Origin of the sequence: Streptomyces sp. NPDC017225, from assembly GCF_044331465.1 — a bacterium.
Taxonomy (GTDB): Bacteria; Actinomycetota; Actinomycetes; order Streptomycetales; family Streptomycetaceae; genus Streptomyces.
On sequence record NZ_JBIRNE010000011.1, the window covers coordinates 78,144 to 102,499 of the forward strand.

General features: G+C 72.0%; 24 protein-coding genes, 1 tRNA gene and 1 pseudogene. 10 read left to right on the forward strand and 16 right to left on the reverse strand.

The window, feature by feature from the left end:
* Positions 1-312 precede the first annotated feature (312 nt).
* Positions 313-915 carry a hypothetical protein gene (locus ACH4NX_RS23590; RefSeq protein ID WP_351397132.1) on the reverse strand — a complete coding sequence of 201 codons (603 nt, stop codon included), beginning with the start codon at positions 913-915 and terminating at the stop codon, positions 313-315.
* 223 nt (positions 916-1,138) lie between these two features.
* On the opposite strand from ACH4NX_RS23590, the pseudogene ACH4NX_RS23595 reads away from it, so the two are divergent.
* Positions 1,139-1,774, forward strand: a pseudogene (locus ACH4NX_RS23595) (penicillin acylase family protein); the annotation flags it as partial.
* A 4-nt stretch (positions 1,775-1,778) separates the two neighbouring features.
* On the opposite strand, the gene ACH4NX_RS23600 reads toward ACH4NX_RS23595, so the two are convergent.
* Both ACH4NX_RS23600 and ACH4NX_RS23605 read right to left on the reverse strand, forming a co-directional pair.
* Complete coding sequence (locus ACH4NX_RS23600) at positions 1,779-3,407, reverse strand: IS200/IS605 family accessory protein TnpB-related protein (protein WP_398129873.1); 1,629 nt, start codon at positions 3,405-3,407, stop codon at positions 1,779-1,781.
* A 360-nt stretch (positions 3,408-3,767) separates the two neighbouring features.
* Positions 3,768-5,033, reverse strand: coding sequence for an exo-beta-N-acetylmuramidase NamZ domain-containing protein (locus tag ACH4NX_RS23605; RefSeq protein WP_398129872.1), 1,266 nt, complete (start codon positions 5,031-5,033; stop codon positions 3,768-3,770).
* Positions 5,034-5,207: 174 nt separating this feature from the next.
* Between ACH4NX_RS23605 and ACH4NX_RS23610 the strand changes: the two genes are divergently transcribed.
* From ACH4NX_RS23610 to ACH4NX_RS23620, 3 genes are read left to right on the forward strand one after another with little or no spacing between them, the layout of a single operon-like run.
* Complete coding sequence (locus ACH4NX_RS23610) at positions 5,208-5,978, forward strand: SDR family oxidoreductase (protein WP_351397128.1); 771 nt, start codon at positions 5,208-5,210, stop codon at positions 5,976-5,978.
* Positions 5,975-7,645 carry an AMP-binding protein gene (locus tag ACH4NX_RS23615; protein ID WP_351397126.1) on the forward strand — a complete coding sequence of 557 codons (1,671 nt, stop codon included), beginning with the start codon at positions 5,975-5,977 and terminating at the stop codon, positions 7,643-7,645. The genes ACH4NX_RS23610 and ACH4NX_RS23615 overlap by 4 nt, the downstream gene beginning before the upstream one ends.
* Before the next feature lie 34 nt (positions 7,646-7,679).
* Positions 7,680-8,273, forward strand: coding sequence for a TetR/AcrR family transcriptional regulator (locus ACH4NX_RS23620; protein WP_351397124.1), 594 nt, complete (start codon positions 7,680-7,682; stop codon positions 8,271-8,273).
* A 54-nt stretch (positions 8,274-8,327) separates the two neighbouring features.
* On the opposite strand, the gene ACH4NX_RS23625 is transcribed toward ACH4NX_RS23620, so the two are convergent.
* The 7 genes from ACH4NX_RS23625 to ACH4NX_RS23655 form a co-directional block, all read right to left on the reverse strand.
* Positions 8,328-9,542, reverse strand: coding sequence for an acyl-CoA dehydrogenase (locus tag ACH4NX_RS23625; RefSeq protein WP_351397122.1), 1,215 nt, complete (start codon positions 9,540-9,542; stop codon positions 8,328-8,330).
* 6 nt (positions 9,543-9,548) lie between these two features.
* Entirely contained in the window at positions 9,549-10,574 is a 1,026-nt protein-coding gene (locus ACH4NX_RS23630) for a phosphotransferase family protein (protein ID WP_398129871.1), read from the reverse strand.
* 224 nt (positions 10,575-10,798) lie between these two features.
* The gene (locus ACH4NX_RS23635; protein ID WP_351397119.1) at positions 10,799-11,095 is read right to left on the reverse strand and encodes a hypothetical protein; all 297 of its coding nucleotides are present in this window, start codon (positions 11,093-11,095) and stop codon (positions 10,799-10,801) included.
* 125 nt (positions 11,096-11,220) lie between these two features.
* Entirely contained in the window at positions 11,221-11,571 is a 351-nt protein-coding gene (locus ACH4NX_RS23640) for a DUF202 domain-containing protein (protein WP_351397117.1), read from the reverse strand.
* Positions 11,572-11,573: 2 nt separating this feature from the next.
* On the reverse strand, positions 11,574-11,966 hold the full coding sequence (locus ACH4NX_RS23645; protein ID WP_351397114.1) for a DUF202 domain-containing protein: 393 nt from the start codon (positions 11,964-11,966) through the stop codon (positions 11,574-11,576).
* 118 nt (positions 11,967-12,084) lie between these two features.
* A complete protein-coding gene (locus ACH4NX_RS23650) occupies positions 12,085-12,594 on the reverse strand; it encodes an NUDIX hydrolase (RefSeq protein ID WP_398129870.1) in 510 nt (169 codons plus the stop codon).
* Positions 12,595-12,724: 130 nt separating this feature from the next.
* Positions 12,725-13,618, reverse strand: a complete 894-nt coding sequence (locus tag ACH4NX_RS23655) for a DMT family transporter (protein WP_398129903.1) — start codon at positions 13,616-13,618, stop codon at positions 12,725-12,727.
* Between the two features lie 273 nt (positions 13,619-13,891).
* Between ACH4NX_RS23655 and ACH4NX_RS23660 the strand changes: the two genes are divergently transcribed.
* Together ACH4NX_RS23660 and ACH4NX_RS23665 are read left to right on the forward strand one after the other, a co-directional pair.
* The gene (locus ACH4NX_RS23660; RefSeq protein WP_398129869.1) at positions 13,892-14,836 is read left to right on the forward strand and encodes a hypothetical protein; all 945 of its coding nucleotides are present in this window, start codon (positions 13,892-13,894) and stop codon (positions 14,834-14,836) included.
* Positions 14,837-14,969: 133 nt separating this feature from the next.
* A complete protein-coding gene (locus ACH4NX_RS23665; protein ID WP_351397102.1) occupies positions 14,970-16,508 on the forward strand; it encodes an APC family permease in 1,539 nt (512 codons plus the stop codon).
* A 3-nt stretch (positions 16,509-16,511) separates the two neighbouring features.
* Here ACH4NX_RS23665 and ACH4NX_RS23670 read toward each other — a convergent pair whose 3' ends face one another.
* The 3 genes from ACH4NX_RS23670 to ACH4NX_RS23680 all read right to left on the reverse strand — a co-directional run bounded on the left by ACH4NX_RS23670 (position 16,512) and on the right by ACH4NX_RS23680 (position 19,762).
* A complete protein-coding gene (locus ACH4NX_RS23670) occupies positions 16,512-17,108 on the reverse strand; it encodes a hypothetical protein (protein WP_398129868.1) in 597 nt (198 codons plus the stop codon).
* A gap of 632 nt (positions 17,109-17,740) precedes the next feature.
* Entirely contained in the window at positions 17,741-19,138 is a 1,398-nt protein-coding gene (locus tag ACH4NX_RS23675) for a gluconate:H+ symporter (RefSeq protein WP_351397099.1), read from the reverse strand.
* A gap of 96 nt (positions 19,139-19,234) precedes the next feature.
* Entirely contained in the window at positions 19,235-19,762 is a 528-nt protein-coding gene (locus tag ACH4NX_RS23680; protein ID WP_351397096.1) for a gluconokinase, read from the reverse strand.
* A gap of 137 nt (positions 19,763-19,899) precedes the next feature.
* Between ACH4NX_RS23680 and ACH4NX_RS23685 the strand changes: the two genes are divergently transcribed.
* Positions 19,900-20,601 carry a FadR/GntR family transcriptional regulator gene (locus ACH4NX_RS23685; RefSeq protein WP_351397093.1) on the forward strand — a complete coding sequence of 234 codons (702 nt, stop codon included), beginning with the start codon at positions 19,900-19,902 and terminating at the stop codon, positions 20,599-20,601.
* A gap of 39 nt (positions 20,602-20,640) precedes the next feature.
* Here the strand turns inward: ACH4NX_RS23685 and ACH4NX_RS23690 are convergent, their stop codons facing one another.
* Positions 20,641-21,024, reverse strand: coding sequence for a YchJ family protein (locus ACH4NX_RS23690; RefSeq protein ID WP_398129867.1), 384 nt, complete (start codon positions 21,022-21,024; stop codon positions 20,641-20,643).
* Positions 21,025-21,106: 82 nt separating this feature from the next.
* Positions 21,107-21,194 (reverse strand) — tRNA-Leu (locus tag ACH4NX_RS23695).
* Positions 21,195-21,343: 149 nt separating this feature from the next.
* Here ACH4NX_RS23695 and ACH4NX_RS23700 point away from each other — a divergent pair.
* From ACH4NX_RS23700 to ACH4NX_RS23710, 3 genes are all read left to right on the forward strand, one after another.
* Complete coding sequence (locus tag ACH4NX_RS23700) at positions 21,344-22,669, forward strand: M20/M25/M40 family metallo-hydrolase (RefSeq protein ID WP_351397087.1); 1,326 nt, start codon at positions 21,344-21,346, stop codon at positions 22,667-22,669.
* A 167-nt stretch (positions 22,670-22,836) separates the two neighbouring features.
* Complete coding sequence (chpH, locus tag ACH4NX_RS23705) at positions 22,837-23,070, forward strand: chaplin ChpH (protein WP_351397084.1); 234 nt, start codon at positions 22,837-22,839, stop codon at positions 23,068-23,070.
* A 167-nt stretch (positions 23,071-23,237) separates the two neighbouring features.
* Complete coding sequence (locus ACH4NX_RS23710; RefSeq protein ID WP_398129866.1) at positions 23,238-24,029, forward strand: chaplin family protein; 792 nt, start codon at positions 23,238-23,240, stop codon at positions 24,027-24,029.
* A gap of 105 nt (positions 24,030-24,134) precedes the next feature.
* On the opposite strand, the gene ACH4NX_RS23715 is transcribed toward ACH4NX_RS23710, so the two are convergent.
* Entirely contained in the window at positions 24,135-24,323 is a 189-nt protein-coding gene (locus tag ACH4NX_RS23715; RefSeq protein ID WP_055416095.1) for a DUF5703 family protein, read from the reverse strand.
* Positions 24,324-24,356 lie beyond the last annotated feature (33 nt).

Consider the following 24,356-nt stretch of genomic DNA (forward strand, 5'->3'; position numbering starts at 1 on the left):
TACCCCGGGCAACCGGCCCTGACCCCGGGCAACCGGCCCTGACCCCGGGCAACCGGCCCTGACCCCGGGCAACCGGCCCTGACCCCGGGCAACCGGCCCTGACCCCGGGCAACCGGACGGGCCCCCGACAACCGGACGGGCCCTTCGACCTGACCCCGCGTCACTTGCCACCCCGCCGGGCCACGGATCATTCCGTCAGGTGCGCCAGCGGCAGCGGCACCGGCTGTCGTCGGTGCCGCCACGGGCTCCGCTCACGCACACCCGCACCATCCCCCATGGTGCAGGGAGCCACTGACCACACCCGCCGGCCGGCTACGCCGACATCAGCAACCGTCCGCGCCGGGCGTCCGCCAGCGCGTCGGGGGTGAGGACGGGCCGCGGGACGAGGATTCCGCAGTCCGTGCAGACGGGCCCGGTCGAGGGCTCGTGGTCCAGGTCGTACGTCCAGACGAGGCGCTCCCCGTCGCACACCGGGCACACGGACCCCGGCTCGCGCTCCAGCGCGGAGATCAGGCCGCGCAGCACCTCCGCCAGCGGTCCGTCGGGATGGACCCGGGGGTCGTCGCACCAGGCGACACCGAAACCGCCCCAGGTCAGCCGGTGCCAGTCGTCCACGCTGCCCGGCCTGCGCAGCCCGTCGTGCTTCTCCTTCCTGCGCCGCTCGGCGAACCCGGCCTCGTAGGCCAGCCACACCGAGCGCGCCGCCTCCAGCTCCTCCAGTGCGGCCACGAGCCGCGCTGGGTCGGGAGAGCGGTCCTCGGGGCCGAACCCGGCCCGGGAACACAGATGGTCCCAGGTCGCCCTGTGTCCGTAAGGGGCGAACCGCTCAAGGCACTTGCGCAGCGAATAGCGCCGTAGCGCCAGGTCGCACCGTGGATCGCGGACCTGTCTCGCCAGACTCCGGAAACCGGCCATCGCCCTGCACCTCCGTCACACCTGCACCTGCACTTCGGTCACTTCGGCGTCGTCGTACGGACGTCGCCGAATAGACGTATCGACACGCGATTCGGCTCCATCCGATTTCCGATGCCCCTCATAAGCCGATCCACCCGCTCCAAAAAAAGTGACGCATGTTCATCTTCCAACTCGGAGATACCGGCGGTAACGTCCGGCCCACCCCCAGTCGGGAGGAGCTGCCATGCCACGGCGCACCCCACGCAACGCCCTTGACAGACTGAGAACTCCCCGCGGCTTCCACGGGTTCCTGAAGGGCGCGTCCGTATGCGTCCTCGTCGCCGGACTTCTGTCGCCGCTTTCCCCCGCGATGGCCGTGGGAACGGGCTTGACCTCGGAGAGAACCGCCGAAGCGGCCACCGAGAAGACCACGGAAAAGATCACCGAAAAGATCTCCGCTTCGGCGGCGAACGACCATTGCGGCGGCCAGTGTTCCGACATCCTGCCGCCCGGCCAGAACGGCAACGCCACCCTCGCCCAGATCCTCCTCAACCAGGCCTTCGGCACCCGGCCCGCCCACGCCGAGGACCAGCTCGGGCCCTACGCCGACCTCGCCACCGGCTATGAGGGCCTGACCAACGACAAGATCGACGACTTCTTCAACGACGCCTCCTTCGGCGTCCCCGAGGGCCAGGTCGCCTCCACCGTCCGCCCCGCCGGCCGCGGCGACGTGACCATCGTCCGCGACAAGAAGACCGGTGTGCCGCACATCACCGGCACCACCCGCTACGGCACCGAGTTCGGCGCCGGCTACGCGGCGGCCCAGGACCGGCTGTGGCTCATGGACCTCTTCCGGCACGTCGGACGAGGCCAGTTGACCGTTCCTATTCAGTGAGCAGGAGTGAGTCTTGGGCCCATTCCTGCCTACTGCGGACATCCCGAACGGTTTTGGGTGTCCTGGTCTCCCGCGTTCGCTCCGCGTCCGGTGGCACGGATCGTGTCCGTGGTCCGGGAACGCGGGGGCGGGATCCCTCACGCCCTGGGGTGTCCGGTGGGGCCTGGACGGTCCGATGCCCGCATCCATCGCTCTGGTGGGTGCGGGGCGGTGCCGTCCGACGCCGGACCGGAAACCCCTGGGCGCGTCGCCCGATCGCGATGCTCGCCGCATCGTGACGGGTCGTCCTACGAGTTTGGCTGGTGAGTGGTTTCTGCCAGTGCTGGGCGCCCCAGCGGGAGGTGTAGGCGGGGTCGACCGCGACGATGGTGATGCCGGTTGCGTCAGCCATGGAGGTCAGGCGGGCGCGTAGGCGGCCGGTGGGCATGCCGGAGACCAGCTGCCGGAACCGTTTCCTGCCGCCGTGCTTCTCCCGGGTGGTCTCGGCGGTGAAGTCCAAGTCCTCGACGGCGATCGCCTTCACGCCACAGGACCGGGCCCAGTGCAGGAGGCGGGTCAAGGCGTGGCGGACCTGCGCGTCCCGGTGCTCGGCCGTGCCGGTGAGGTCGTAGAAGAAGCGTCGGGGGTGTCCGGTGGGGTTGCCGTGGGTGTCCAGGCGCCAGGCGGCGAGGTGGTCGGCGTTCATGTCGACCCCGATCACGCCGTCGGCCAGCGCGGAGGTCAGCGGAATCGTCCGCGTCGCGGGGAGTTGCCAGGAGGCGGTGACGTACCAGCGGTCGCGGGCCGTGTCGTGGTGGATGCGGTAGGCGACGGCCCGGTTCGCTGCCGCCCGGTCGGCCCATTCCTGCCCGCGGTGCGCGTACCGGACCCGGCCGGTGAGGACGTACCGGCCGTGCGCCGCATTGGCCAGATGCTTAAGCGGGGCGGGGAGTCTGATGCTGACCTCACCGTCCGGGGTGATGCGGATGGTCTCGTTCCCGAACCGTTTCCCGCTCTCCCCGTCCGCCTGCAGAAACCAGCGCGCCGCCTCCCACCGCTCCCGCCACCGGTCCTCGGTGAGCCGGGCGTCGGGCAGGTGGTGCCGGGTGCGGGCCAGGTGCTTGCCGCCGCGTACGACGTGCACGGTCCCGGTCTTCCAGTCGACGCGTTCCCGTGTCAGCCGGTCCTCCAGGACGTGCAGTCGGCGGGCCTTGGCATGCCACTCCCGCCGACTGCGGTATCCACCCGGCGCCCGCTTGCTGCCCTTCGCGCCCACCGGCATCGACAGCCGCTGCCGGAGCGTACGCACCCCCGCCTCCAACGACTGGATGTGCGCGAGAGCGCAACGGCGGGCCAGCGCCCACTGATCGTGCGTGGCCTTGGTGACCGCACCCGCCCACCGGGCCGAGGACTGCGGTGTCAGTGCCCGCTTGCGCACCGCCCACGCCCCGGCGTCGTGGCCCAGGCCGTTACGGCAGCGCACCTTCAGGTCACGGGAGGCCAGCGTGCCCAGGTGCGCTCCCACCCGCCGCAGCACCTCCACGTCAGCGGCGGTCAGCTGCTTGAGCCGGGTACGGACCGCCACCCCCGACGGGCCCAGCGCGACGAACGGCGCCGCAAGCTCCCGCAGAACACCCACCCCACACCCCCCAACAGGCAGTCAAGCACTGACAAGCACTGGAAGCCCGCTCACCACACTCAACGAGCACATCCGTCAAAGGTCACGCATTCGACCCATGGACTCCCGTTCCCTCCAGCTACAACAGGGCCCAGGACCACCTCGCCCCGACCACACCCCGCACTCACTCAAACGCGCCAGAGCACACCCATGCGCAGTCAGAAGACCAACAGCTTCCAACCCCTTTCGCCGGCGGCGCTCCCGCCGACCAGGGACTGGAGCAGCAGATCTGGCGCAGCGCCCCGTGCGGCTGGCAGAACCGGCCGACCTACCAGCAGGTCGTGGAGTTCACGTCACACCGGTGACCGGCCGGTCACGCGGTCACCTGTAGAGGAGGTACTGGCGGCGCGTCCTGCGGAACGCCGCCAGTTCCGCCTCCCAGCCGCCCACCACCTCGTCGGTGTCCGCACCCGCGTCGATCATCGTGCGCACCCGCGCGGAGCCGGTGAGCTTGTCGATCCAGTGGTCCGACCGCCAGGCGAAACCGTCCCAGGTCCGCTTCGCGGTCACCAGGAGGGCGATGCCGGTGCGCACCGGGTCGAACGCGGCCCGGTCGTGCACATGGAGTTGCACACCGCCGACGGTCTTCCCCTGGAACTTGGAGAAGGTGGGCGCGAAGTACGCCTCCCTGAAGCGCACCCCGGGCAGGCCGAGGCCGTTCGCGGCGGCGGCCCAGCTCCCGTCGACGCCCTCGGCTCCGATCAGCTCGAACGGGCGGGTGGTGCCGCGCCCCTCCGACAGGTTCGTGCCCTCGAACAGACACGTGCCCGAGTAGACGAGGGCGCACTCCGGCGTCGGCATGTTCGGGCTCGGCGGCACCCAGGGCAGTCCGGAGGTGTCGAAGAACTCCGAGCGCTTCCAGCCGGACATGGTCACGGTCTCCAGCGGCACCGGCGACGTCAGGAACTCGCCGTTGAACAGCCGCGCCAGCTCGGCGACCGTCATGCCGTGCGCCTGCGCGATCGGCTGCCGGCCGACGAAGGTCGCGAACTCCTTGTGCAGGACCGGGCCGAGGGCCGCCCGCCCGGTCACCGGGTTCGGCCGGTCCAGGACCACGAACCGCCTGCCCGCGAGCCGGGCCGCCTCCATGCAGTCGAACAGCGTCCAGATGTACGTGTAGAAGCGCGCGCCGACGTCCTGGATGTCGAAGACGACGGTGTCCACACCGGACGCCGTGAAGATGTCCGCGAGCGGCTGCCCGCTCTTCAGGTACGTGTCGTAGACCGGCAGTCCGGTGGCGGGGTCGTCGTAGCGGCCCTCGGAGCCGCCCGCCTGCGCGGTGCCCCGGAAGCCGTGCTCGGGGCCGAAGACGGCGGTCAGGTCCACCCGGTCGTCGGCGTGCATGACGTCGACGAGGTGACGCACGTCCCGGGTGACGCCGGTCGGGTTGGTGACGACGCCGACCTTCTGCCCGTCGAGGAGGGCGTAGCCGTCGTCTGCGAGGTTCTCGAAGCCGGTGCGCGGCCGGCGGCCGCCGTGGCCCCCGGGCGCCGCCTGCGCCGTGCCGGTCGTGGCGGCGGTGGCGGCGGCGGTGGCGGCCGTCACCGCCGCCGTCGTGGCGAGCAGGGACCGTCTGGACAGCGTCATGCGGTGACCTCCGTGATCGCGGCGGGTGTCATGCGCACGCACGCTAACCCGCGCCCCCCGCCGCACGGAACGAGTCGAACCGCGGTTCGCCTCTTCCGTCGCACATACCGACTGGTTAGTCTGGCGCTGCAACGGGGAGCGAGCAGCGCCCGAGCCGTGTGTCGAAGGAGACCGATGGTGGAAGCCGTGCAGAACGCCGGAGTCGTCGTCACCGGGGCGGGAGGCGGCATCGGCGCCGCGCTGGCCCGCCGCTTCGCGGCCGAGGGCGCCCGGGTCGTCGTCAACGACCTGGACGCCGGCCGGGCCGGGGCCGTCGCCGACGAGATCGGCGGCATCGCGGTCCCGGGCGACGCCTCCGCGATCATCACCGAGGCCCGCGACGCGCTGGGCGGCACGGTCGACGTGTACTGCGCCAACGCGGGCGTCGCCTCCGGGGGCACGGAGGCCGCCGACGAGAACGTCTGGGCACTCGCCTGGGACGTCAACGTCATGGCACACGTACGCGCGGCACACGAACTGATCCCCGACTGGCTGGAGCGCGGCAGCGGCCGCTTCGTCTCCACCGTCTCGGCCGCCGGACTGCTCACCATGATCGGCGCCGCGCCCTACAGCGTCACCAAGCACGGCGCGTACGCCTTCGCCGAGTGGCTGTCCCTCACCTACCGCCACCGCGGGATCAAGGTCCACGCCATCTGCCCGCAGGGAGTGCGCACCGACATGCTCACCGCGAGCGGCAGCGCGGGCGAACTGGTGCTCCGGCCCACCGCGATCGAGCCGGGGGACGTCGCGGACGCCCTCTTCAAGGGCATCGACGAGGACCGCTTCCTGATCCTTCCGCACCCCGAGGTCGCCGAGTACTACCAGGCCCGTGCCGTCGAGCCCGACCGCTGGCTGCACGGCATGAACCGGCTCCAGCGGCAGTGGGAGGAGGCGACCGCCCGGTGACCGGCTCCCCTTACTCGGCCAAGCCCTGGCTGGACCTGCTGACCGACGCCCAGAAGGCCCCGCTCGACCCCGACGCCTCCCTGGTGCACGCCCTGCGCCGGGCCGCCGTCGAGGCCCCCGACCGCGCCTTCCTCGCCTACTTCGACGGCCGCCTCACCTACCGCGAGGTGGACGAGCTGAGCGACTCCGTCGCCGGTCACCTCGCCGCGCGCGGCCTGGAGCGCGGCGAGCGGGTCGCGGTCCTGTTGCAGAACTCCCCGCACTTCGTGCTCGCCGTCCTCGGCGCCTGGAAGGCGGGCGCGGTCGTCGTCCCCGTCAACCCCATGTACAAGTCGGGGGAGGTCGGCCACGTCCTCGGGGACGGCGAGGTGGCCGCGCTGATCTGCTCCGACCGGGCCTGGGAGTCGTACCTGCGCGAGACGGCGGCCCACTCGCCGGTGCGGATCGTGCTCACGGGGTGCGAGCTGGACTTCCAGACCCGCCAGGACACGCGCGTACTGGACTTCGAGCGGCCGCCCGCGGCCACCGACGCCGACGACCTCGCGGAAGCGGCCCGCGCCGGACACGAGGCCCCGGCCGGCCGTGACCCCGAGCCCGGCGACACCGCGCTCATCAGCTACACCTCGGGCACCAGCGGCACACCCAAGGGCGCCACCAACACGCACCGCAACATCATGTACAACGCCGAGCGGCAACGCACCGGACTCGGCCTGCCCGACGCTCCGGTCTACTTCGCGCTGGCGCCGCTGTTCCACATCACCGGCATGGTCTGCGAGCTCGGCGCCTGCCTGAACAGCGTGGGCACGCTCGTCCTGGCGTACCGCTTCGAGACGGGCGTCGTGCTCGACGCCTTCGCCGAGCACCGGCCCCACTACACCGTCGGCCCGGCCACCGCCTTCATGGCGCTGGCCGCCCACCCGTCCGTCACGCGCGAGCACTTCGCCTCCTTCGCGAACATCTCCTCCGGCGGAGCCCCGCTGCCGCCCGCCCTGGTGGAGAAGTTCCGCGCGGGCTTCGGGCCGTACATCCGCAACGGCTACGGACTCACCGAGTGCACCGCCCCCTGCGCGTCCGTCCCGCCGCACCTGGAGGCGCCCGTCGACCCGGTCTCCGGGACCCTCGCCGTCGGCGTGCCCGGGCCCGAGAGCGTCGTCCGGATCGTCGACGAGCAGGGCGCGGAGGTGCCCTTCGGGGAACAGGGCGAGATCGTCGTCGGCGGCCCGCAGGTCGTCCCCGGCTACTGGCGGCGCCCCGACGCCACCGCCGAGACCTTCCCCGGCGGCGAACTGCGCACCGGCGACATCGGCTTCATGGACGCCCAGGGGTGGCTCTACGTCGTCGACCGCAAGAAGGACATGATCAACGCCTCCGGGTTCAAGGTCTGGCCGCGCGAGGTCGAGGACGTCCTCTACACCCACCCGGCGGTGCGCGAGGCCGCCGTCGTCGGCGTGCCCGACGGGTACCGCGGAGAGACCGTCAAGGCGTACATCAGCCTCCGTCCGGGTGCCGTGACGGACCCGGACGCACTCGCCGCGTACTGCGAGGAGAGACTGGCCGCGTACAAGTACCCGCGCCAGGTGGAGATCCTGCCCGACCTGCCGAAGACGGCGAGTGGGAAGATCCTCCGTCGGGAACTGCGTTCCCGTACGCACCAGGACGGACAGTGAACGGACACTGAAAACGGAAAGGCAGGTGACGGCAGTGCCCAGGACCACGGACGGGGACGGCACTCCGGTGCCGCAGCGGCTCCTGGCCGCCGCCACCCGGCTCTTCGCGGAGCAGGGCTACGACCGCACCTCGGTACAGGAGATCGTGGAGGCGGCCGGCGTCACCAAGGGAGCGCTGTACCACTATTTCGGCTCCAAGGACGACCTGCTGCACGAGGTCTACGCGCGCGTGCTGCGCCTCCAGCAGGAACGCCTGGACGCCTTCGCGGACTCCGGCGAGCCGGTCGAGAGGCGGGTGCGGGACGCGGCGGCCGACGTCGTCGTCACCACCATCGACAATCTCGACGACGCGTCGATCTTCTTCCGCTCCATGCACCAGCTGAGCCCGGAGAAGAACAAGCAGGTGCGCGCGGAGCGCCGGCGCTACCACGAGCGCTTCCGGGCGCTCATCGAGGAGGGCCAGCAGGCCGGCGTCTTCACCAAGGAGACACCGGCCGACCTGGTGGTGGACTACCACTTCGGTTCCATCCACCACCTGTCCACCTGGTACCGGCCCAACGGCCCGCTCAGCCCGCAGGAGGTCGCCGACCACCTGGCCGACCTGCTGCTGCGCGCACTGCGCCCGTGAGGAGACGCCCCCCGGGCCCGGGGGGCGCCCTTCGAGCGCGGGTACTTCTCCGGTCTACAGGTACTTCTTGAGCTCCCGGCGCGCCAGCGAGCGCTGGTGGACCTCGTCCGGGCCGTCGGCGATCATCAGGGTCCGGGCACCCGCGTAGAGCTCGGCCAGCGGGAAGTCCTGGCTCACACCGCCCGCGCCGTGCAGCTGGATCGCCCGGTCGATGATGTCGACCACCGCGCGGGGCGTGGCGATCTTGATGGCCTGGATCTCGGTGTGCGCGCCCCGGTTGCCGACGGTGTCCATCAGCCAGGCGGTCTTGAGTACGAGGAGCCGCAACTGCTCGACGGTGACCCGTGCGTCCGCGATCCAGTTGTGGACCACGCCCTGCTGGGCCAGCGACTTGCCGAACGCGTCGCGGGAGACCGCCCGCCGGCACATCAGCTCGATCGCCCGCTCGGCCATGCCGATCAGCCGCATGCAGTGGTGGATACGGCCCGGACCGAGGCGGGCCTGGGCGATGGCGAAGCCGCCGCCCTCCTCGCCGATCAGGTTCGACACCGGCACGCGCGCGTGGTCGAAGGTCACCTCGGCGTGACCGCCGTGGTAGTGGTCCTCGTAGCCGAAGACCTGCATGGCCCGGTCGACGGTGACGCCGGGCGTGTCGCGGGGGACCAGCACCATGGACTGCTGGCGGCGGATGTCCTCGCCGTCCGGATCGGTCTTGCCCATCACGATGAAGATCCGGCAGTCCGGGTTCATCGCCCCCGAGATGTACCACTTGCGGCCGGTGATGACGTACTCGTCGCCGTCGCGCTCGATGCGCGTGGTGATGTTCGTGGCGTCCGACGAGGCCACGTCCGGCTCGGTCATCGCGAACGCCGAGCGGATCTCACCGGCGAGCAGCGGCTGGAGCCACTGCTTCTTCTGCGCCTCGTCGGCGAACTGGGCCAGCACCTCCATGTTCCCGGTGTCGGGCGCCGCGCAGTTCGTCGCGGTGGGCGCCAGCTGCGGGCTGCGGCCGGTGATCTCGGCGAGCGGCGCGTACTGGAGGTTGGTGAGACCCGCGCCGTGCTCGGCGTCGGGCAGGAAGAGGTTCCACAGGCCCTGGCGACGCGCCTCGGCCTTCAGGTCCTCCACGACCTGCGGGGTGTCCCAGGGGGAGGCGAGGCGGGCGCGCTGCTCGTGGGCGACCTGCTCGGCGGGGTGGACGTGCTCGTCCATGAAGGCGAGCAGCTTGGCGCGGAGTTCCTCGGTGCGTGCGTCGTACGCGAAGTCCATGGCGGATCAGCCTTCCTGAAGGGTGGTCAGGCCGTGCTCGATGAAGACGGGGACGAGGTCGCCGATGCGGTCGAAGCCGCGGCCGACCGTCTGGCCCAGCGTGTAGCGGTAGTGGATGCCCTCCAGGATCACGGCGAGCTTGAACCAGGCGAACGCCGTGTACCAGGCGACGGCGGACACGTCGCGCCCCGAGCGTGCGGCGTACCGCTCGATCAGCTCGGAGGGCGCGGGGTGGCCCGGGGCCTGCGCCGTGGTGGAGACAGGCGAGTCGGGCATGCCGAGCGGGCTGCTGTACATCACCAGCAGGCCCAGGTCGGTGAGGGGATCGCCGAGGGTGGACATCTCCCAGTCGAGGACGGCCCTGATCTCGTCGTGTTCGCCGCCGATCAGGACGTTGTCGAGGCGGTAGTCGCCGTGCACGACGGTCGGGGCGGGGGAGCGGGGCAGCTCCCGGCCGAGGGTGGAGTGCAGCTCGTCGATGCCGGCCAGGTCGCGGTCGCGGGAGGCGTCCAGCTGTTTGGCCCAGCGCCGCAGCTGCCGGTCCAGGAAGCCCTCGGGACGCCCGAAGTCCGCCAGGCCCACCTCGGCGGGGTCCACCGCGTGCAGCTCGACGAGCGTGTCGGCCAGGTTCAGCACGGCCGCCCGGGTGCGCTCGGGGCCGAGCGGGGCGAGCTGTTCGGCGGTGCGGTACGGGGTGCCCTCGACGAACTCCATGACGTAGAAGGGCGAGCCGATGACCTCCTCGTCCTCGCAGAGGAGGACGGGACGCGGCACCGGTACGTCCGTCGGGTGCAGGGCGCTGATGACGCGGTGCTCGCGCTTCATGTCGTGCGCGGTGGCCAGGACATGGCCGAGCGGGGGGCGTCGTACGACCCAGTGGGCGCTGCCGTCCGAGACCGCGTAGGTGAGGTTCGACCGTCCGCCCTCGATCAGCCGGCCGGACAGCGCGCCGGTCACCAGGCCGGGCCGCTCGTGGTCGAGCAGGCCGCGCAACCGGTCGAGATCGAGTCCGGGCGGGTGGTCGGGGCTCATCGTCGCTCCTACGGGCAGGTGACAGTACCCGAGTCATGATGCCGACCAGTCGGTATGCCGTCCAGTAGGGGGACGGAACGTGATCCGTGCCACGACGGACCGACAGCTCCCGGCGCCGGAGCGCGGGGAGCTGTCGCGGGGAAGCGTGGGGAGGGGATTCGGGGGAGGCGCGGAGGAGGTGCGGGGGCGGGGTGCGCTTGTGGGGGGTGTGGAGGTGTGTGGGGTCAGTGGTCGTCCCAGTGACCCTCGTGCGCGGCGTGCCGGTGGCCGTCGTGGAGGTAGTCGACGTGGTCGCCGTGGCGCACGCGCGCGTGTCCGCAGCCCTCGCCGTGGCGGTGGTCGTGACTCTCGTGCGCGGTGTGCCCCGAGGGCTCGCACTCGTCCCAGTGGCCGCTGTGCTCGCGGTGCAGGTGGCCGTCGTGCGCGTAGTCGAGGTGGTCACCGTGGGGCACCTCGGCGTGGCCGCACTGTGGGCCGTGGGCGTGGTCGTGGGCGGTGTGTTCCTGATGGAGAGTGGTCATGAAGCTCACCTTAACGGCGCATATCCGGACATTCAGCTTGTGTGGTGGCCGGGTACCCCGGAGGGGCGGAACCATGAAGGCGATCCGTCACGCCCGGGGGCCGGCCCCGCGCGTCTTGGAGGACGCTAGAGGACGAGGAACGCGCCGCACACCGCCAGCGCCACCGTGCACAGGGCTGCCGCCGTCGCGCACGGCGGGGTCAGGGCGCGGGGCCTGTTCGCCGAGGCGAGGGTGCGGATGCGGTCGTGGGCGAGGGCCAGGAAGGCCAGCCAGAGGCCACAGCACAGGGCGGTGATGACGACCGTGGCGGGGGTCGCGCCGCCGTGCAGCGCGGTCTTCCCGGCGAGTACGGCGACGACGGTGCCGGACAGGGTCGTGCGGCGCCAGGCGAGCCGGGTGCGTTCGGGCTGGAGTCCGGGGTCGCGGTCGGGCGGGCCGGCGTCCGCGTCCTCACCCGCGTGTGCGTCGGCGCCCACGCTCAGCCCTCCCAGCCGACGAGGACCATGACGACCATCGCCACGGCGACCACGGCGACGACCAGGCTGAGCAGGGCCGGGAAACGGGAGACGGGGAGGTCCTCGCCGCGGCGCATGGCCCGCTCGCAGCGCACCCAGTGGTTCACGGCGCGCAGCGAGCACAGGACACCGGCCGCGAGCAGCGCGAGCGCGAGCCCCACCCGCCAGCCCCAGCGCAGGTCGGGCAGGAACTGGTCCACCGCGAACCCGCCGCCGATCAGGGCGAGGGCGGTGCGCAGCCAGGCCAGGAAGGTGCGCTCGTTCGCCAGCGAGAACCGGTAGTCGGGGGTGTCGCCCTCCCGCCGGATCTCCCCGGGCGCGAACCAGAGCCGGGCGTTCCGTACGAATTCGATCACCCGGGGACCCTACCGGGCGGGGGTGCGATGCCCACGGCGGCCCGGGTGGGACCGGACGTGCGTCCCGCGGCCCCGGCCCGGGGCATGCGTCCTGCGGCCCCGGTGGGAAAAAGGGACGTCACCCCCGCCAAGCCCGCAGCCGCGCGTACGCCGTCAACCCGTCCGGCACCCACTCCCACTCCCCGAGCCGTCGCTCCAGCTCCGCCTCCGTGAGGAACCCGTGCCACGCCACCTCCTCCACCTGGGGCGCGACCGGCCCCTCGCAGCGGACCTCGTAGACCGCCGACCACCAGGTCCGCCCGGCGCCGTCGTCGTACAGGAACTTGAAGAGGTACTCCGGGCGCGGCAGCCCCGCCGCCCCCAGTTCCTCCTCCGCCTCCCGCAGCGCGGCGTCGTCGTAGGACTCGCCCGCGCCCACCACCCCGCCGACGAACATGTCGTACAAGGAGGGGAACACCAGCTTCGTCGGCGTGCGGCGGTGGACGAAGACGCGTCCCTGTGGGTCCCGGGCCCACACGAACACGCAGCGGTGGCGCAGCCCCCGGGCGTACGCGTCGCCTCGCCGGGCCTGCCCGGTGACGCGGTCGTTCTCGTCGACGATGTCGAGGATCTCGTCAGCAGCGCTCATCCGCCCATCCAAGCAGCGGCGGCCCGCTCGCCGCCGCCGCAGGTCCCGCGCGTGCCCGCTGACTCGGCGGCCACCGGCTCAGCGCCGTCGCGGGCCGTGCGCACGCTCCGCTCGCGCGGCGGCCGCCCGCTCAGCGCCGTTGCAGGTCGTGCGCACGCCCGCCCACTCCCGTCCCCTGTGGCATCGCCGGATGCAGGCCCAGCAGGACGATGCCCGCCACCACCGCCGCGAGCCCGCCCGCCTCCCACGCCAGTGCCCCGGCGTCGGTCCGCAGCCGGTCGCCGAGGAAGCCGACCCCGCAGGCGATGCCCGCGAGCGGCTGGGCCGCCGTCAGGGCGGGCAGCGACCTGCGCAACGGCGCCGTCTCGAAAGCGCTCTGGACCAGGATCAGGCCGGTGACGCCGAGCACCACGACCGCGTACGGCTGCCAGCCGGTCAGCAGTTCCGTCGGGCCGCCCGCCAGGAAGCGCCGGCCGCTGACCCGGGTCAGCGCGTCCTGCACCCCGTACACCAGCCCGGCGGCCACGGCCAGCAGCGTCGGTCCCCAGGTCAGCCGGCAACGCCCGGCGCCCGCCGTGAGCAGGACGGACAGGCCCAGCATCCCCCCGACGATCAGCCAGTGCCGTACCGGGTCGGTCACCGCGCTGCCGCCCCGCGGCTCGCCCGCCACGATGAACGCGGTGACCCCGCCCGCGAGCAGCACGAGACCGGCCCAGCCCTGGCGACCGAGCCGCTGCCGGGACTGCACGCGGGAGAGGGCCAGGGCGAAGAGGAGGTTCGTGGCCAGCAGGGGCTCGACGAGAGTGAGCTCGCCGCCGCCCAGCGCGAGGGCGCCCAGCACCATGCCGGCCACCATCAGCGCCATGCCGGCCAGCCAGCGCGGCACCCGCACGAGGTCCAGCAGGAGGCGGGGAGAGAGGAAGTCGCCCAGCGGAGCGCGCTGGGCCGCGTTCTGCTGGAGGACGAAACCGAAGCCCAGACAGCACGCGGCGCTCACGGCGAGAACCAGAACCAGAACCGACACGCTGCGTACCTCGATCGTCAGTCGGGTCACGGGTGCGTAGGGGCCGACTCTAGCCGCGACGGGTGTGGCCCGCGGGGCGAGCGCCGCATCCGGGTGGCGGGGTGGGGGGAGTGCGACGGCCCGTGGCAAGTTCCGTCGCTGACACGTGAGTTGACGCGTGTAACGGGTCTCCGGGCCTTGACGGAAAGCGTTGGCTGCCGGTTTGCTGTGCGTGATCAGTTCATGGCAATCCGGCTACGACGACCTAGCGCGTCGCGTGAGGAAGTTCCCGCGGTGTCCCCACCTCCGCCTCCCCTCGGCCGCGCTCGCAAACGCGCGGTCCAGGCCTTCGACGACGCCCTCGACGACGCCGAACTCATCACAGCCCGACTCGCGTTGGCCCAGGGGCGGTGGCAGTCCGCCCGCTCCCTGCTGGTCCACACGGGTGACGACTGGGACCGCCGCGGGCACCGGGTGACGGTCCTCGCCAAGGAGCCCTACTGCGCCGCCTGGGCCCGCGAGTGGCTGCTCGCCGAACCCGAGTCCGCCGACGCGTCGGTACTGCTCGCCCTCGCCCTGGTCCGGCGGGCCCTGCGCGGCAAGGAGAAGCCCGCCCCGGTCCGGGAGACGTGCCGGAACGCCGCCGCACTCGCCCCGGACGATCCCACACCCTGGCTCGGGCTCCTCCTGCTGGAGCGTTCGCTGGGGGCCGACGACGAGGTCGTCCGGGTCTTCGACCAGGTGCGTGGGCGGCACCCCGACCACCATCACGCCCATCAGCTGATGGTGGCCCGGCTCGCCGAGCGCGGCGGCGGTCCCGACCCGCTGCACGAGGTGTACGACTTCGCCAACTGGGCCGCCGAGCAGGCCCCCGCCGACTCCCCGCTGGCCATCCTCCCGGTCGTCGCGCACGCCGAGCGCTACCGCGTCCTGGCCGCCGCCGGGCACGAGTCCGCCGACCCGAACGCCTCCGGCCACTGGGCCGGCCGCCGCGCCCGGCTGGTGATGAAGGCGGCCTTCGACTGGTGGCTGGAGTGGGAGCAGGACGACCATCCCCGTCGGCTGATCGACCTCAACTTCCTCGCCCACGCGAAGTCCTGCGAGGGCCGGGGCGCCGAGGCCGCCGCCCTCTTCCACCGCATCGGCGAGCACGCCACGCCCGCCCCGTGGTCGTACCCGGACCGCGCCCCGTACCCCGCCTTCCGCGCCGCTCGCGCCAGCGCGCTCGGCACGCCCTGACACCCTCGATCGACTCACTGGAACTGGATTCACGGATTCACGGACGCACTCGACGCACTCGACGCACTCGGCTCACTCGACCAGCACGGCGAACTCGACGAACGCGACGTACAGGAAAGAAGGACGTCCTCCGATGACCACGGGCAGTTCGCGCACGAGCGGACCCAAGAGCGACGGCGGCATCAGCACCTTCAAGGGGCAGGAGCGGGCGCTGCGCGCCGACCGGCTGGGTACGGGGGGTCTGCTCCTGTCCGTCCTCGCCGCCACCGCCCCCCTCATGGTGGTCGCCGGGGTCATGCCCACCACCTTCGCGGTGATGGGCATCGTCGGACAGCCGCTGCTCTTCGTGCTGCTGGGCGTGGTGCTGATCCTCTTCAGCGTCGGTTACGCCGAGATGAGCCGGCACGTCCACAACGCGGGCGCCTTCTACGCGTACATCTCCCGCGGGCTCGGCGGCACCGCCGGCGCGAGTGCCGCCATGGTCGCCCTGGTCGCCTACAACGCCCTCCAGGTCGGCATCTACGGCATCTTCGGCTTCGAGGTCTCCGGACTCCTCGCCACCTACGCCGACCTGGAGGTCGCCTGGTGGATACCGGCGCTGCTGGCCGTGCTCGCGGTCGGCACGCTGGGCCGGCTGAAGATCGACGTCAACGCGCGCGTACTGGGCGTGCTGCTGCTCATCGAGGTCGTGCTGGTCGTCGTGTTCGACATCGCCGCCGTCACCGACCCGGGCGCGCAGGGACTGTCGCTGCACGCCTTCGACCCGGACACCCTGACGGGGGCGGGCGTCGGGACCGCGCTGTGCTTCTGCATCGCCGCCTTCCTCGGCTTCGAGCAGGCGCCCGTCTACGCCGAGGAGACCAGCCGGCCGCACGTACTCGTGCCGCGTGTCATGTTCCTCGCGGTGGGCGGGGTGGCGGTCTTCTTCGCGCTCAGCAGCTGGGCGCTGACCGTGGCCACCGGACCCGACCGGATCGTCGGCACCGCGCGGGAACACAGCGCCGGGCTCCTGTTCTCCCTCACCGAGTCCCGGCTCGGCGGCACCTTCACCGACGTCCTGCACATCCTGTTCGTGACCGGCATGTTCGCCGCCCTGCTCAGCTTCCACAACGTCGTCGCCCGGTACGCCTTCGCCATGGGACGCGAGGGGCTGCTGCCCGCCGCCTTCGGGCGCACCAGCGGCTCCAGCGGCGCGCCCGGCACCGGCTCGCTGCTCCAGACCGCCGTGTCCGCGGTCGTGGTCGTCGGCTTCGCGATCGCCGACGACAAGCCCAACGGCGACCCGACCGAGCCCGTCCTCCACCTGTTCACCTGGGGCGGCAACATCGGTGCCCTCGGCGTGATCGTGCTGATGGCCGCGGCCTCGTTCTCCGTCGTCACCTTCTTCGTACGGCGGGGCGCCGCCGGTGCCCAGGGCGTGCGGCTGGCCACCTCCACCGTCGCGGGCGTCGCCCTGCTGGTGATCGCCGGTTACACGGTCAAGGACTTCGACGTCCTAGTCGGCGCCGGTCCCGACTCCGCCCTGAGCTGGATGCTGCCCGGCATCATCGGCCTCGCCGCGATCGCCGGCCTGGTGCAGGGTCTGCTCCTGCGCTCCCGCGCGCCCGAGCGGCACGCCCGCATCGGCCAGGGCAACGAGGCGTTCCAGCTGGACAAGGCGGCGTCCTCCTGAGCCTCACGGGGAGGAGGACCCGGACGCGGACGCCGGGGACGTGAGCGGGTCCGGGGCGGCGAGCACGAAGGCGCCCTCGCGGGCCGGCTCCGTCCCGCCGTACCGGACACGCACGTCGACCTGCGTCCCCGGGGCGGCGGACACGGCGGGGACGGTGACGGTGAGGCGCAGGTGGTCGAGCCCCCGCGCCGGCAGTGAGGTGAGAGGGCCCGGCACGCTCACCCCGCCGACAAGGACGCCGCCGTCCCGCAGCAGCTCGGCGTGGTCGAAGTACGTGCCGCGCAGCTCGATCGAGATGGGGTCGCCGGGCCGGGCGACCCCCTGGGGTCCCGCGTCCACCGAGGCGATGCCGTAGTCGCACGCCGGGGCGCCGTCCGGAGCCGCCCCGAGCCGCACCGTGGCGCCGGGATGCCGCCGGTGGAACTCCAGCAGGCCGGTCAGTACGTCGTAGGCGGCGTCGTTCTTGCCGCCGTCCAGGCGCCCGGCCGGCTCCGCGTGGTCGCGGGCCGCCGTCTCCCAGCTGCCGCCCCGGCCCTGCGCCGCCAGACAGCCGTTCGCCAGACCGCGCGGCAACCGCCAGTCGGCGGTCGGCGCGACCACGGGGACGGCGCGCAGGACGTCCCCGCGGCCGGTGGCGGGTGCGCGGAGCCGGGTAGTAGAGGCTCCGCGGATCCGGTACGGCGTCCGTGTCGGGTGAGACGGGGCCCGGCGGGAGCCGGGCGGGGGCGGCGAGGGGCCGCGCGCCGTGGTCCTTCGCCGGCGGCTCAGGGCCGGGGGGTGGAGGGCGTGACGGCGGCGGGGGACGAGAGTGGTGCCGGCGCCGGGCTTTCGGCTCGTGGTACGCCCACCGGGCCGCCGCTGCCGTCCGGCCGCCATGAAGGGACGGCCGCGGACGGTTCCGCTTCGCACGGCGTGCCGCCCGGGCCGCCGTTCGACGCTCCGCCCGCCACGCTCACGTCCCGGTCGCCGCGCGGCGGACCGGAGCCGTCGGCGACACAGGAGGCCACCACCACCGCCACCGTCCCGGTGAGGCACAGCCCCGCGATCCGCGTGCCGAGCGAAACCCCCATGACGCCCCCCGACGTGACCAGGTCCCCGGACACGCACCGGGGGCCTTCCATCATCCGGGCGCACGCCCTGACGCGGAAGTGCCGGGAAAGTGCCGGGGAGCGGTGACGCGCGCGGACCCGGGCCGTGGCCGGCCCGGGTCCGTCGAGGTGAAAGCCGTACGGCTATATGACCAGTGACAGCAGCAGGACCAGAGCCCCCGCGACCACCGAGATGATCGTCTCCATCACGGACCAGGTCTTGATGGTCTGCCCGACGTTCAGCCCGAAGTACTCCTTCACCAGCCAGAAGCCGGCGTCGTTGACGTGGCTGAAGAAGAGCGAACCGGCACCGATGGCCAGGACCAGCAGGGCCGCGTGCGTGGTCGACATGTCGGCCGCGAGCGGCGCGACCAGACCGGCCGCCGAGACGGTCGCCACGGTCGCCGAACCGGTCGCCAGCCGGATCGCCACCGCGATCAGCCAGGCCAGCAGCAGCGCCGGAATCGACCAGTCCTCGGAGATCTGCAGGATCATCTCGCCCACGCCGGAGTCGATCAGCGTCTGCTTGAAGCCGCCGCCCGCGCCGACGATCAGCAGGATGCCCGCGATGGGCGCCAGGCCCGTCTCGACCAGACCGGAGAGGCGGTCCTTGCCGAACCCGGCCGGACGCAGCAGCGTGAAGATGCCGACGATCACGGAGGCGAGCAGGGCGATCAGCGGGTTGCCGATCACGTCGAAGGTGCGCTGGACCACGTTCTCCGGGTCGTCGATGATGATGTCGACGAGCGCCTTGGCCAGCATCAGCACGACCGGCAGCAGGATCGTGGCCAGGGTGGCGCCGAAGCCGGGGCGCTTCTCCAGGTCCTCGGACGCGCGCTGCGGGATCATGCGGTCGGGGGCCGGGACGTCCACCCAGCGGGCCGCGTACTTCGAGAACAGCGGACCGGCGATGATCACCGTCGGGATGGCGATCAGGACACCCAGCGCGAGCGTCACACCGAGGTTGGCGCCGACCGCGTCGATCGCGACCAGCGGGCCGGGGTGCGGCGGGACCAGACCGTGCATCACGGACAGACCGGCCAGCGCCGGGATGCCGATGCGCATCAGGGAGTAGTTGCCGCGCTTGGCGACCATCAGGACGACCGGGATCAGCAGGACGATGCCGACCTCGAAGAACAGTGGCAGGCCGATGACGGAGGCGATCAGCACCATCGTCCACGGCATCGACCGCGGGGTCGCCTTGGCGAGGATGGTGTCCACGATCTGGTCGGCGCCGCCGGAGTCGGCGAGCATCTTGCCGAGGATCGCGCCGAGCGCGATCAGGACGCCCACACCCGCGACGGTGGAGCCCAGTCCGCTGGTGAAGCTGGTGATGACCTTGTCCAGCGGCGCCCCGGCGAACGCGCCGAGCGCCAGCGACCCGATGGTCAGCGACAGGAAGGCATGCAGCTTGAACTTGGTGATGAGCAGGACGATGACGGCGATGCCCAGGAGCACGGCGATGCCCAGCTGGGCATGGCCGGCCGAGGTGATCGGCTCGACTGTGTCCGCTGCCAGCACCTCGACGCTGAGTCTGGTCACGGTGGATCCCTTGCGTAATGGGGGGTTGGGGGGAGGACGGGGCCGTGTCCGCGGACGGCGGCACGACCCCGGGGGAGGGAGTGAGGGAAGGGGGAGCTACTGGACCGGCTCGGGGAGATCCTTCAGGGCGTTCGCCGCCCGTGCGGCGATCTCCTCCGGGGCTCCGGCGACGTCCACCGCGACTCCCGCCTCGTCCGGCTCCAGCGGCTGGAGCGTGGCGAACTGGGAGTCGAGCAGGGCCGTCGGCATGAAGTGCCCCTGCCGTTGCGACATCCGGTCCTCGATCAGCTCGCGGCTGCCCGTGAGGTGCACGAAGACGACCCCCGGAGCGGCGGCCCTCAGCCGGTCACGGTAGGACCGCTTCAGCGCCGAACTGCTCACTACCCCGCCGAGCCCCGCCCGCCCGTGCGCCCAGCCGCCGATGGCGTCCAGCCAGGGCCCGCGGTCCTCGTCGGTGAGCGGGGTGCCGGCCGTCATCTTGGCGATGTTGGCCGGCGGGTGGAAGTCGTCGCCCTCGGCGTAGGGAACGCCGAGCCGGGCCGCGAGCAGGGGACCGATGGTGGTCTTCCCGGTGCCCGCTACGCCCATGACCACGACGACGTGGGGGGTATGCAGTTGCTGCATCGCACTCTCGCTGTCTGCTGTCTTCGTCGACACGTGATGTCGACGTAACTGAAACCCATTAGGTACGACGAATTCAAGAGGGTGTGACATATAAGTCTGACTTTTTGTTCCCGTGACGCGCCCCGTACGCTGAGTGCATGAGCACACCGGGTCGAGGGCTGCACGGCCACGTACTGGACACCCTCGGCCCCGCGATCACGGCGGGCGAGTACCCTGCGGGCAGCGTTCTGCGCACGGACGAGCTGGCACAGCGTTTCGAGGTCTCGCGCTCCGTGATGCGGGAGGCGGTCCGCGTACTGGAGTCCATGCACCTGGTCGAGTCGCGCCGTCGTGTGGGCGTGACCGTCCTGCCCGAGTGCGAGTGGAACGTCTACGACCCGCAGGTCATCCGCTGGCGCCTGGCCGGCGCCGAACGCCCGCGGCAGCTGCGCTCCCTGACCGTCCTGCGCTCGGCCGTCGAACCGGTGGCGGCGGGCCTGGCGGCACGGCTCGCCACGCCGGAGCAGTGCGCCGAGCTGACCGAGTGCGCGCTCGGCATGGTCGCCAACTCCAGCGGCCACCAGCTGGAGCAGTACCTCTTCCACGACGTCGCCTTCCACCGCGTCATCCTGACCGCCTCCGGCAACGAGATGTTCGCCCGCCTCGGCGGCGTCGTCGCCGAGGTCCTGGCCGGCCGCACCCACCACGACGTGATGTTCGAGGACCCCGACCCGGCCGCCGTCACCCTGCACGTGCAGGTCGCCGAGGCGGTCCGCGCGCGGGACGCCGAGCGCGCCGAGCGGCTGACCCGGGAGATCACGGTCGGGGCGCTGCAGGAGCTGGACATCCTGGCGCCGTAGCGCGCGGACGGGGGTCTGGGCGGAGGGCTGGACGGGGGTCTACGTGAGGAACTCCCCGTCGACGTACACCCACGCCCCGCCGGCCCGCTCGAACCGGCTCCGCTCGTGCAGCGAACCGCCGCGGTAGGACGCCCGGAAGGTCACGGTCCCGGCGGAGTGGAAGGCGGAGCCGTCGGTCGTGGCCAGGATCTCCAGACCGGTCCACCGCGTCCCGGGGTCGAGGTCGAGACGCTCGGGGCGCGTCCTCGGATGCCACGTCCGCAGCAGATAGCCCGCGTCCAGACGCCCGAAGGCGCTGTAACGCGAGCGCATGAGGGCCTCGGCGGTCGGCGCGGAGGCTTCCCCCGCGTGGAAACGGCCGCAGCACCTCTCGTACGGGTCGGGCAGTCCGCAGGGGCAGGAAGGGGTGGTCATGGCGGCCATTGTGCCCGCTCCGGTTTCCGTTGTGCCCGCTCCGGTTTCCGTCCGGAAAAGCAGAAGACCCCTGCTCGGCAGGGGTCTCAACTGGTGTCCGAGGGGGGACTTGAACCCCCACGCCCGATAAAGGGCACTAGCACCTCAAGCTAGCGCGTCTGCCATTCCGCCACCCGGACAAGGTGTCTGTCGCGCGGGGTTTTGCCCTTGGCGACGACGTAAACATTACCAGGCTTTCCGGGGTGGCCGATCACCCCCTCCTTGGGTCCGGACGGCCGGAGGGGGAGGATGAGGGAGACCCACCAGCAGTGACAGCGGGAGGAACCACGTGAGCGACTCGGGCACGGCCAGGAGCGTCACCGGCGAGGACGAGGTCGTCGACCTCTGCCGCGAGCTGATCCGGATCGACACCAGCAACTACGGCGACCACTCGGGTCCGGGCGAGCGCAAGGCGGCCGAGTACGTCGCCGAGAAGCTCGCCGAGGTGGGGCTCGAACCGCGGATCTTCGAGTCCCACCCCGGACGCGCCTCCACGGTGGCCCGCATCGAGGGCGAGGACCCGTCCCGGCCCGCGCTGCTCATCCACGGCCACACCGACGTCGTCCCGGCCAACGCGGACGACTGGACCCACCACCCCTTCTCCGGCGAGATCGCGGACGGCTGCGTGTGGGGGCGCGGCGCGGTCGACATGAAGGACATGGACGCGATGACGCTGGCGGTCGTCCGCGACCGGCTGCGCACCGGACGCAAGCCCCCGCGCGACATCGTGCTGGCGTTCCTCGCGGACGAGGAGGCCGGCGGGACGTACGGGGCCAAGCACCTGGTGCGCGAGCACCCGGAGCTGTTCGAGGGCGTCAGCGAGGCGATCGGCGAGGTCGGCGGGTTCTCCTTCACGGTCAACGAGAAGCTGCGGCTCTACCTCGTCGAGACCGCCGAGAAGGGCATGCACTGGATGCGGCTCACCGTCGACGGCACGGCCGGGCACGGCTCGATGACCAACGACGACAACGCGATCACCGAGCTGTGCGAGGCCGTGGCGCGGCTCGGCCGGCACAAGTGGCCGGTCAGGGTCACCAAGACCGTGCGGGCCTTCCTGGACGAGCTCTCCGACGCGCTCGGCACCGAACTCGACCCCGAGAACATGGACGAGACCCTCGCCAAGCTCGGCGGCATCGCCCGCATGATCGGCACCACACTGCGCAACTCGGCGGCGCCCACCCAGCTCGGCGCCGGCTACAAGGTCAACGTCATCCCCGGCCAGGCCACCGCCCACGTCGACGGGCGCTTCCTGCCCGGCTACGAGGAGGAGTTCCTCGCCGACCTCGACCGCGTCCTCGGCCCGCGCGTGCGGCGCGAGGACGTGCACGCCGACAAGGCGCTGGAGACCGACTTCGACGGCCGGCTCGTCGACGCCATGCAGACCGCCCTGCGCGCCGAGGACCCGATCGCTCGGGCGGTGCCCTACATGCTCTCCGGCGGCACCGACGCCAAGTCCTTCGACGACCTCGGCATCCGCTGCTTCGGCTTCGCGCCGCTCAAGCTGCCGCCGGAGCTGGACTTCGCGGGCATGTTCCACGGGGTGGACGAGCGGGTGCCGGTGGAGGGGCTCCAGTTCGGCGTGCGGGTCCTCGACCGCTTCATCGACGCGTCCTGACGCGTCCACTGAAACGCGACTCCCGCACGCGCCGGTATTCGGCCGGGCGTGCGGGGGCCGACCGGGAAGAGTGAATGTGCTCATAAGCTCGTAGCCTCATTAGTTCCTCCTCGTTACAGGTGATGCGATCAGCAAGCTGGGATCGCGTTTGCCAACTAGGAGGAACAATGCTCAAGAAGGTCGTCGCCGCCGCGGCTGCTACCGGTGGTCTGGTTCTCGCGGGTGCGGGCATGGCCGTCGCCGACTCCGGTGCCCAGGGTGCCGCCGTGCACTCGCCCGGCGTCCTTTCCGGCAACGTCGTTCAGGCGCCCATCCACGTCCCGGTGAACGTCTGCGGCAACACGATCTCCGTGATCGGTCTGCTGAACCCCGCCTTCGGCAACGTCTGCGTCAACAAGTGACGTTGTGCCTCGCCCCGTGAGGGCCTGAGTCCGTCGGCCCCGGAGCGCACGCCATGCGCTCCGGGGCCGACGGACTTCTGAGGGCCTTCGGGGGTCGGGACGACGGCAACGTCGGAAATCTCAGCGTTCTCGCTGCTACGGGACTAGGCAAGGCAGGGATTCAGGAAATGCGACAGGTCACCCGCAAGGGCCTGATGACGATGGCGGCGGCCACCGGCGTGATCGCCGCCGCGGGCGGCGCCGCCCACGCGGACTCGGGTGCGTACGGCTCGAGTTCGGGTTCGCCCGGCGTACTGTCCGGCAACACGGTGCAGGTACCGGTGCATGTGCCGGTGAACGTCTGCGGCAACACGGTCGACGTCATCGGCGTCCTCAACCCGGCGATGGGCAACTCCTGCGCCAACCAGGGCGGCGACGCGTCCGACGGGTACGGCGACTCCAAGGGCGGGGGCGGCTCGCACGGAGGCTCGCACGCGGACGGGCACGCGACGGACTCACCCGGCGTCGCCTCCGGCAACCACGTCGAGGTGCCGGTCCACGTACCGGTGAACGTGTGCGGCAACAGCGTCGACGTCGTCGGCGTCCTCAACCCGGCCACCGGCAACGACTGCGCCAACGGGGACGGCGGAGACCACTCCACGCCGCCCGGCGGAGGTCACGAGACGCCTCCCGGGGAGCCGGGCGATCCCGGTGAGCCGGGTGACCCCGGTGAGCCCGGAGACCCGGGTGAGCCTGGCGACCCCGGCACTCCGGACACCCCGCCGGGCTCGGGTGACGAGACGCCGGGCGACTCCTCGCACGTCACCCCGCCGGACACCCGGACCGCCGCCCAGCCCGGGGACGACGCGCGGCTCGCCGAGACCGGCAGTGGCCTGCCGCTGGGCCTCGCGCTGCCGGTGGGCGCGGGTGCGCTGCTCGCGGGCACGGTGCTCTACCGCAAGGCACGCGCCTCGGCGTGACGCGAGGGGCCGGCACGACAGCGGGTTCGGTACGACAGTGGGCCCCGCACCGGCGGGGCCCGCTCCGTCTCCGTCACCCGCGTCCGGTCGAGCCCGGTCACCGGCTCACCAGGTCGCGCGTACCTGGCGGATGATCCGCCGCCGCAGCCGCACTTTGCGGCTGCCGTCGCGCAGCAGGCTCAGGCGGTACAACTCCCAGTGTCCGTACTCGGCGTGGTCGGTCAGCAGACGTGTCGTCTCCTTGCGGGAAACCCCGCGCGGCAGGTACACGTCGACAAATTCGTATTCCGGCATCGCATCTATTGTGCGGGCTGGGGCCCGGTACGG

Coding starts and splice junctions, on each gene's coding strand:
- ACH4NX_RS23685 (WP_351397093.1), top strand. CDS start 19,900: ATGAGCACACCGGGTCGAGGGCTGCACGGCCACGTACTGGACACCCTC.
- ACH4NX_RS23625 (WP_351397122.1), bottom strand. CDS start 9,542: ATGGACTTCGCGTACGACGCACGCACCGAGGAACTCCGCGCCAAGCTG.
- ACH4NX_RS23630 (WP_398129871.1), bottom strand. CDS start 10,574: ATGAGCCCCGACCACCCGCCCGGACTCGATCTCGACCGGTTGCGCGGC.
- ACH4NX_RS23590 (WP_351397132.1), bottom strand. CDS start 915: ATGGCCGGTTTCCGGAGTCTGGCGAGACAGGTCCGCGATCCACGGTGC.
- ACH4NX_RS23715 (WP_055416095.1), bottom strand. CDS start 24,323: ATGCCGGAATACGAATTTGTCGACGTGTACCTGCCGCGCGGGGTTTCC.
- ACH4NX_RS23710 (WP_398129866.1), top strand. CDS start 23,238: ATGCGACAGGTCACCCGCAAGGGCCTGATGACGATGGCGGCGGCCACC.
- ACH4NX_RS23605 (WP_398129872.1), bottom strand. CDS start 5,033: ATGACGCTGTCCAGACGGTCCCTGCTCGCCACGACGGCGGCGGTGACG.
- ACH4NX_RS23650 (WP_398129870.1), bottom strand. CDS start 12,594: ATGAGCGCTGCTGACGAGATCCTCGACATCGTCGACGAGAACGACCGC.
- ACH4NX_RS23635 (WP_351397119.1), bottom strand. CDS start 11,095: ATGACCACTCTCCATCAGGAACACACCGCCCACGACCACGCCCACGGC.
- ACH4NX_RS23610 (WP_351397128.1), top strand. CDS start 5,208: ATGGTGGAAGCCGTGCAGAACGCCGGAGTCGTCGTCACCGGGGCGGGA.
- ACH4NX_RS23690 (WP_398129867.1), bottom strand. CDS start 21,024: ATGGCCGCCATGACCACCCCTTCCTGCCCCTGCGGACTGCCCGACCCG.
- ACH4NX_RS23680 (WP_351397096.1), bottom strand. CDS start 19,762: ATGCAGCAACTGCATACCCCCCACGTCGTCGTGGTCATGGGCGTAGCG.
- chpH (WP_351397084.1), top strand. CDS start 22,837: ATGCTCAAGAAGGTCGTCGCCGCCGCGGCTGCTACCGGTGGTCTGGTT.
- ACH4NX_RS23665 (WP_351397102.1), top strand. CDS start 14,970: ATGACCACGGGCAGTTCGCGCACGAGCGGACCCAAGAGCGACGGCGGC.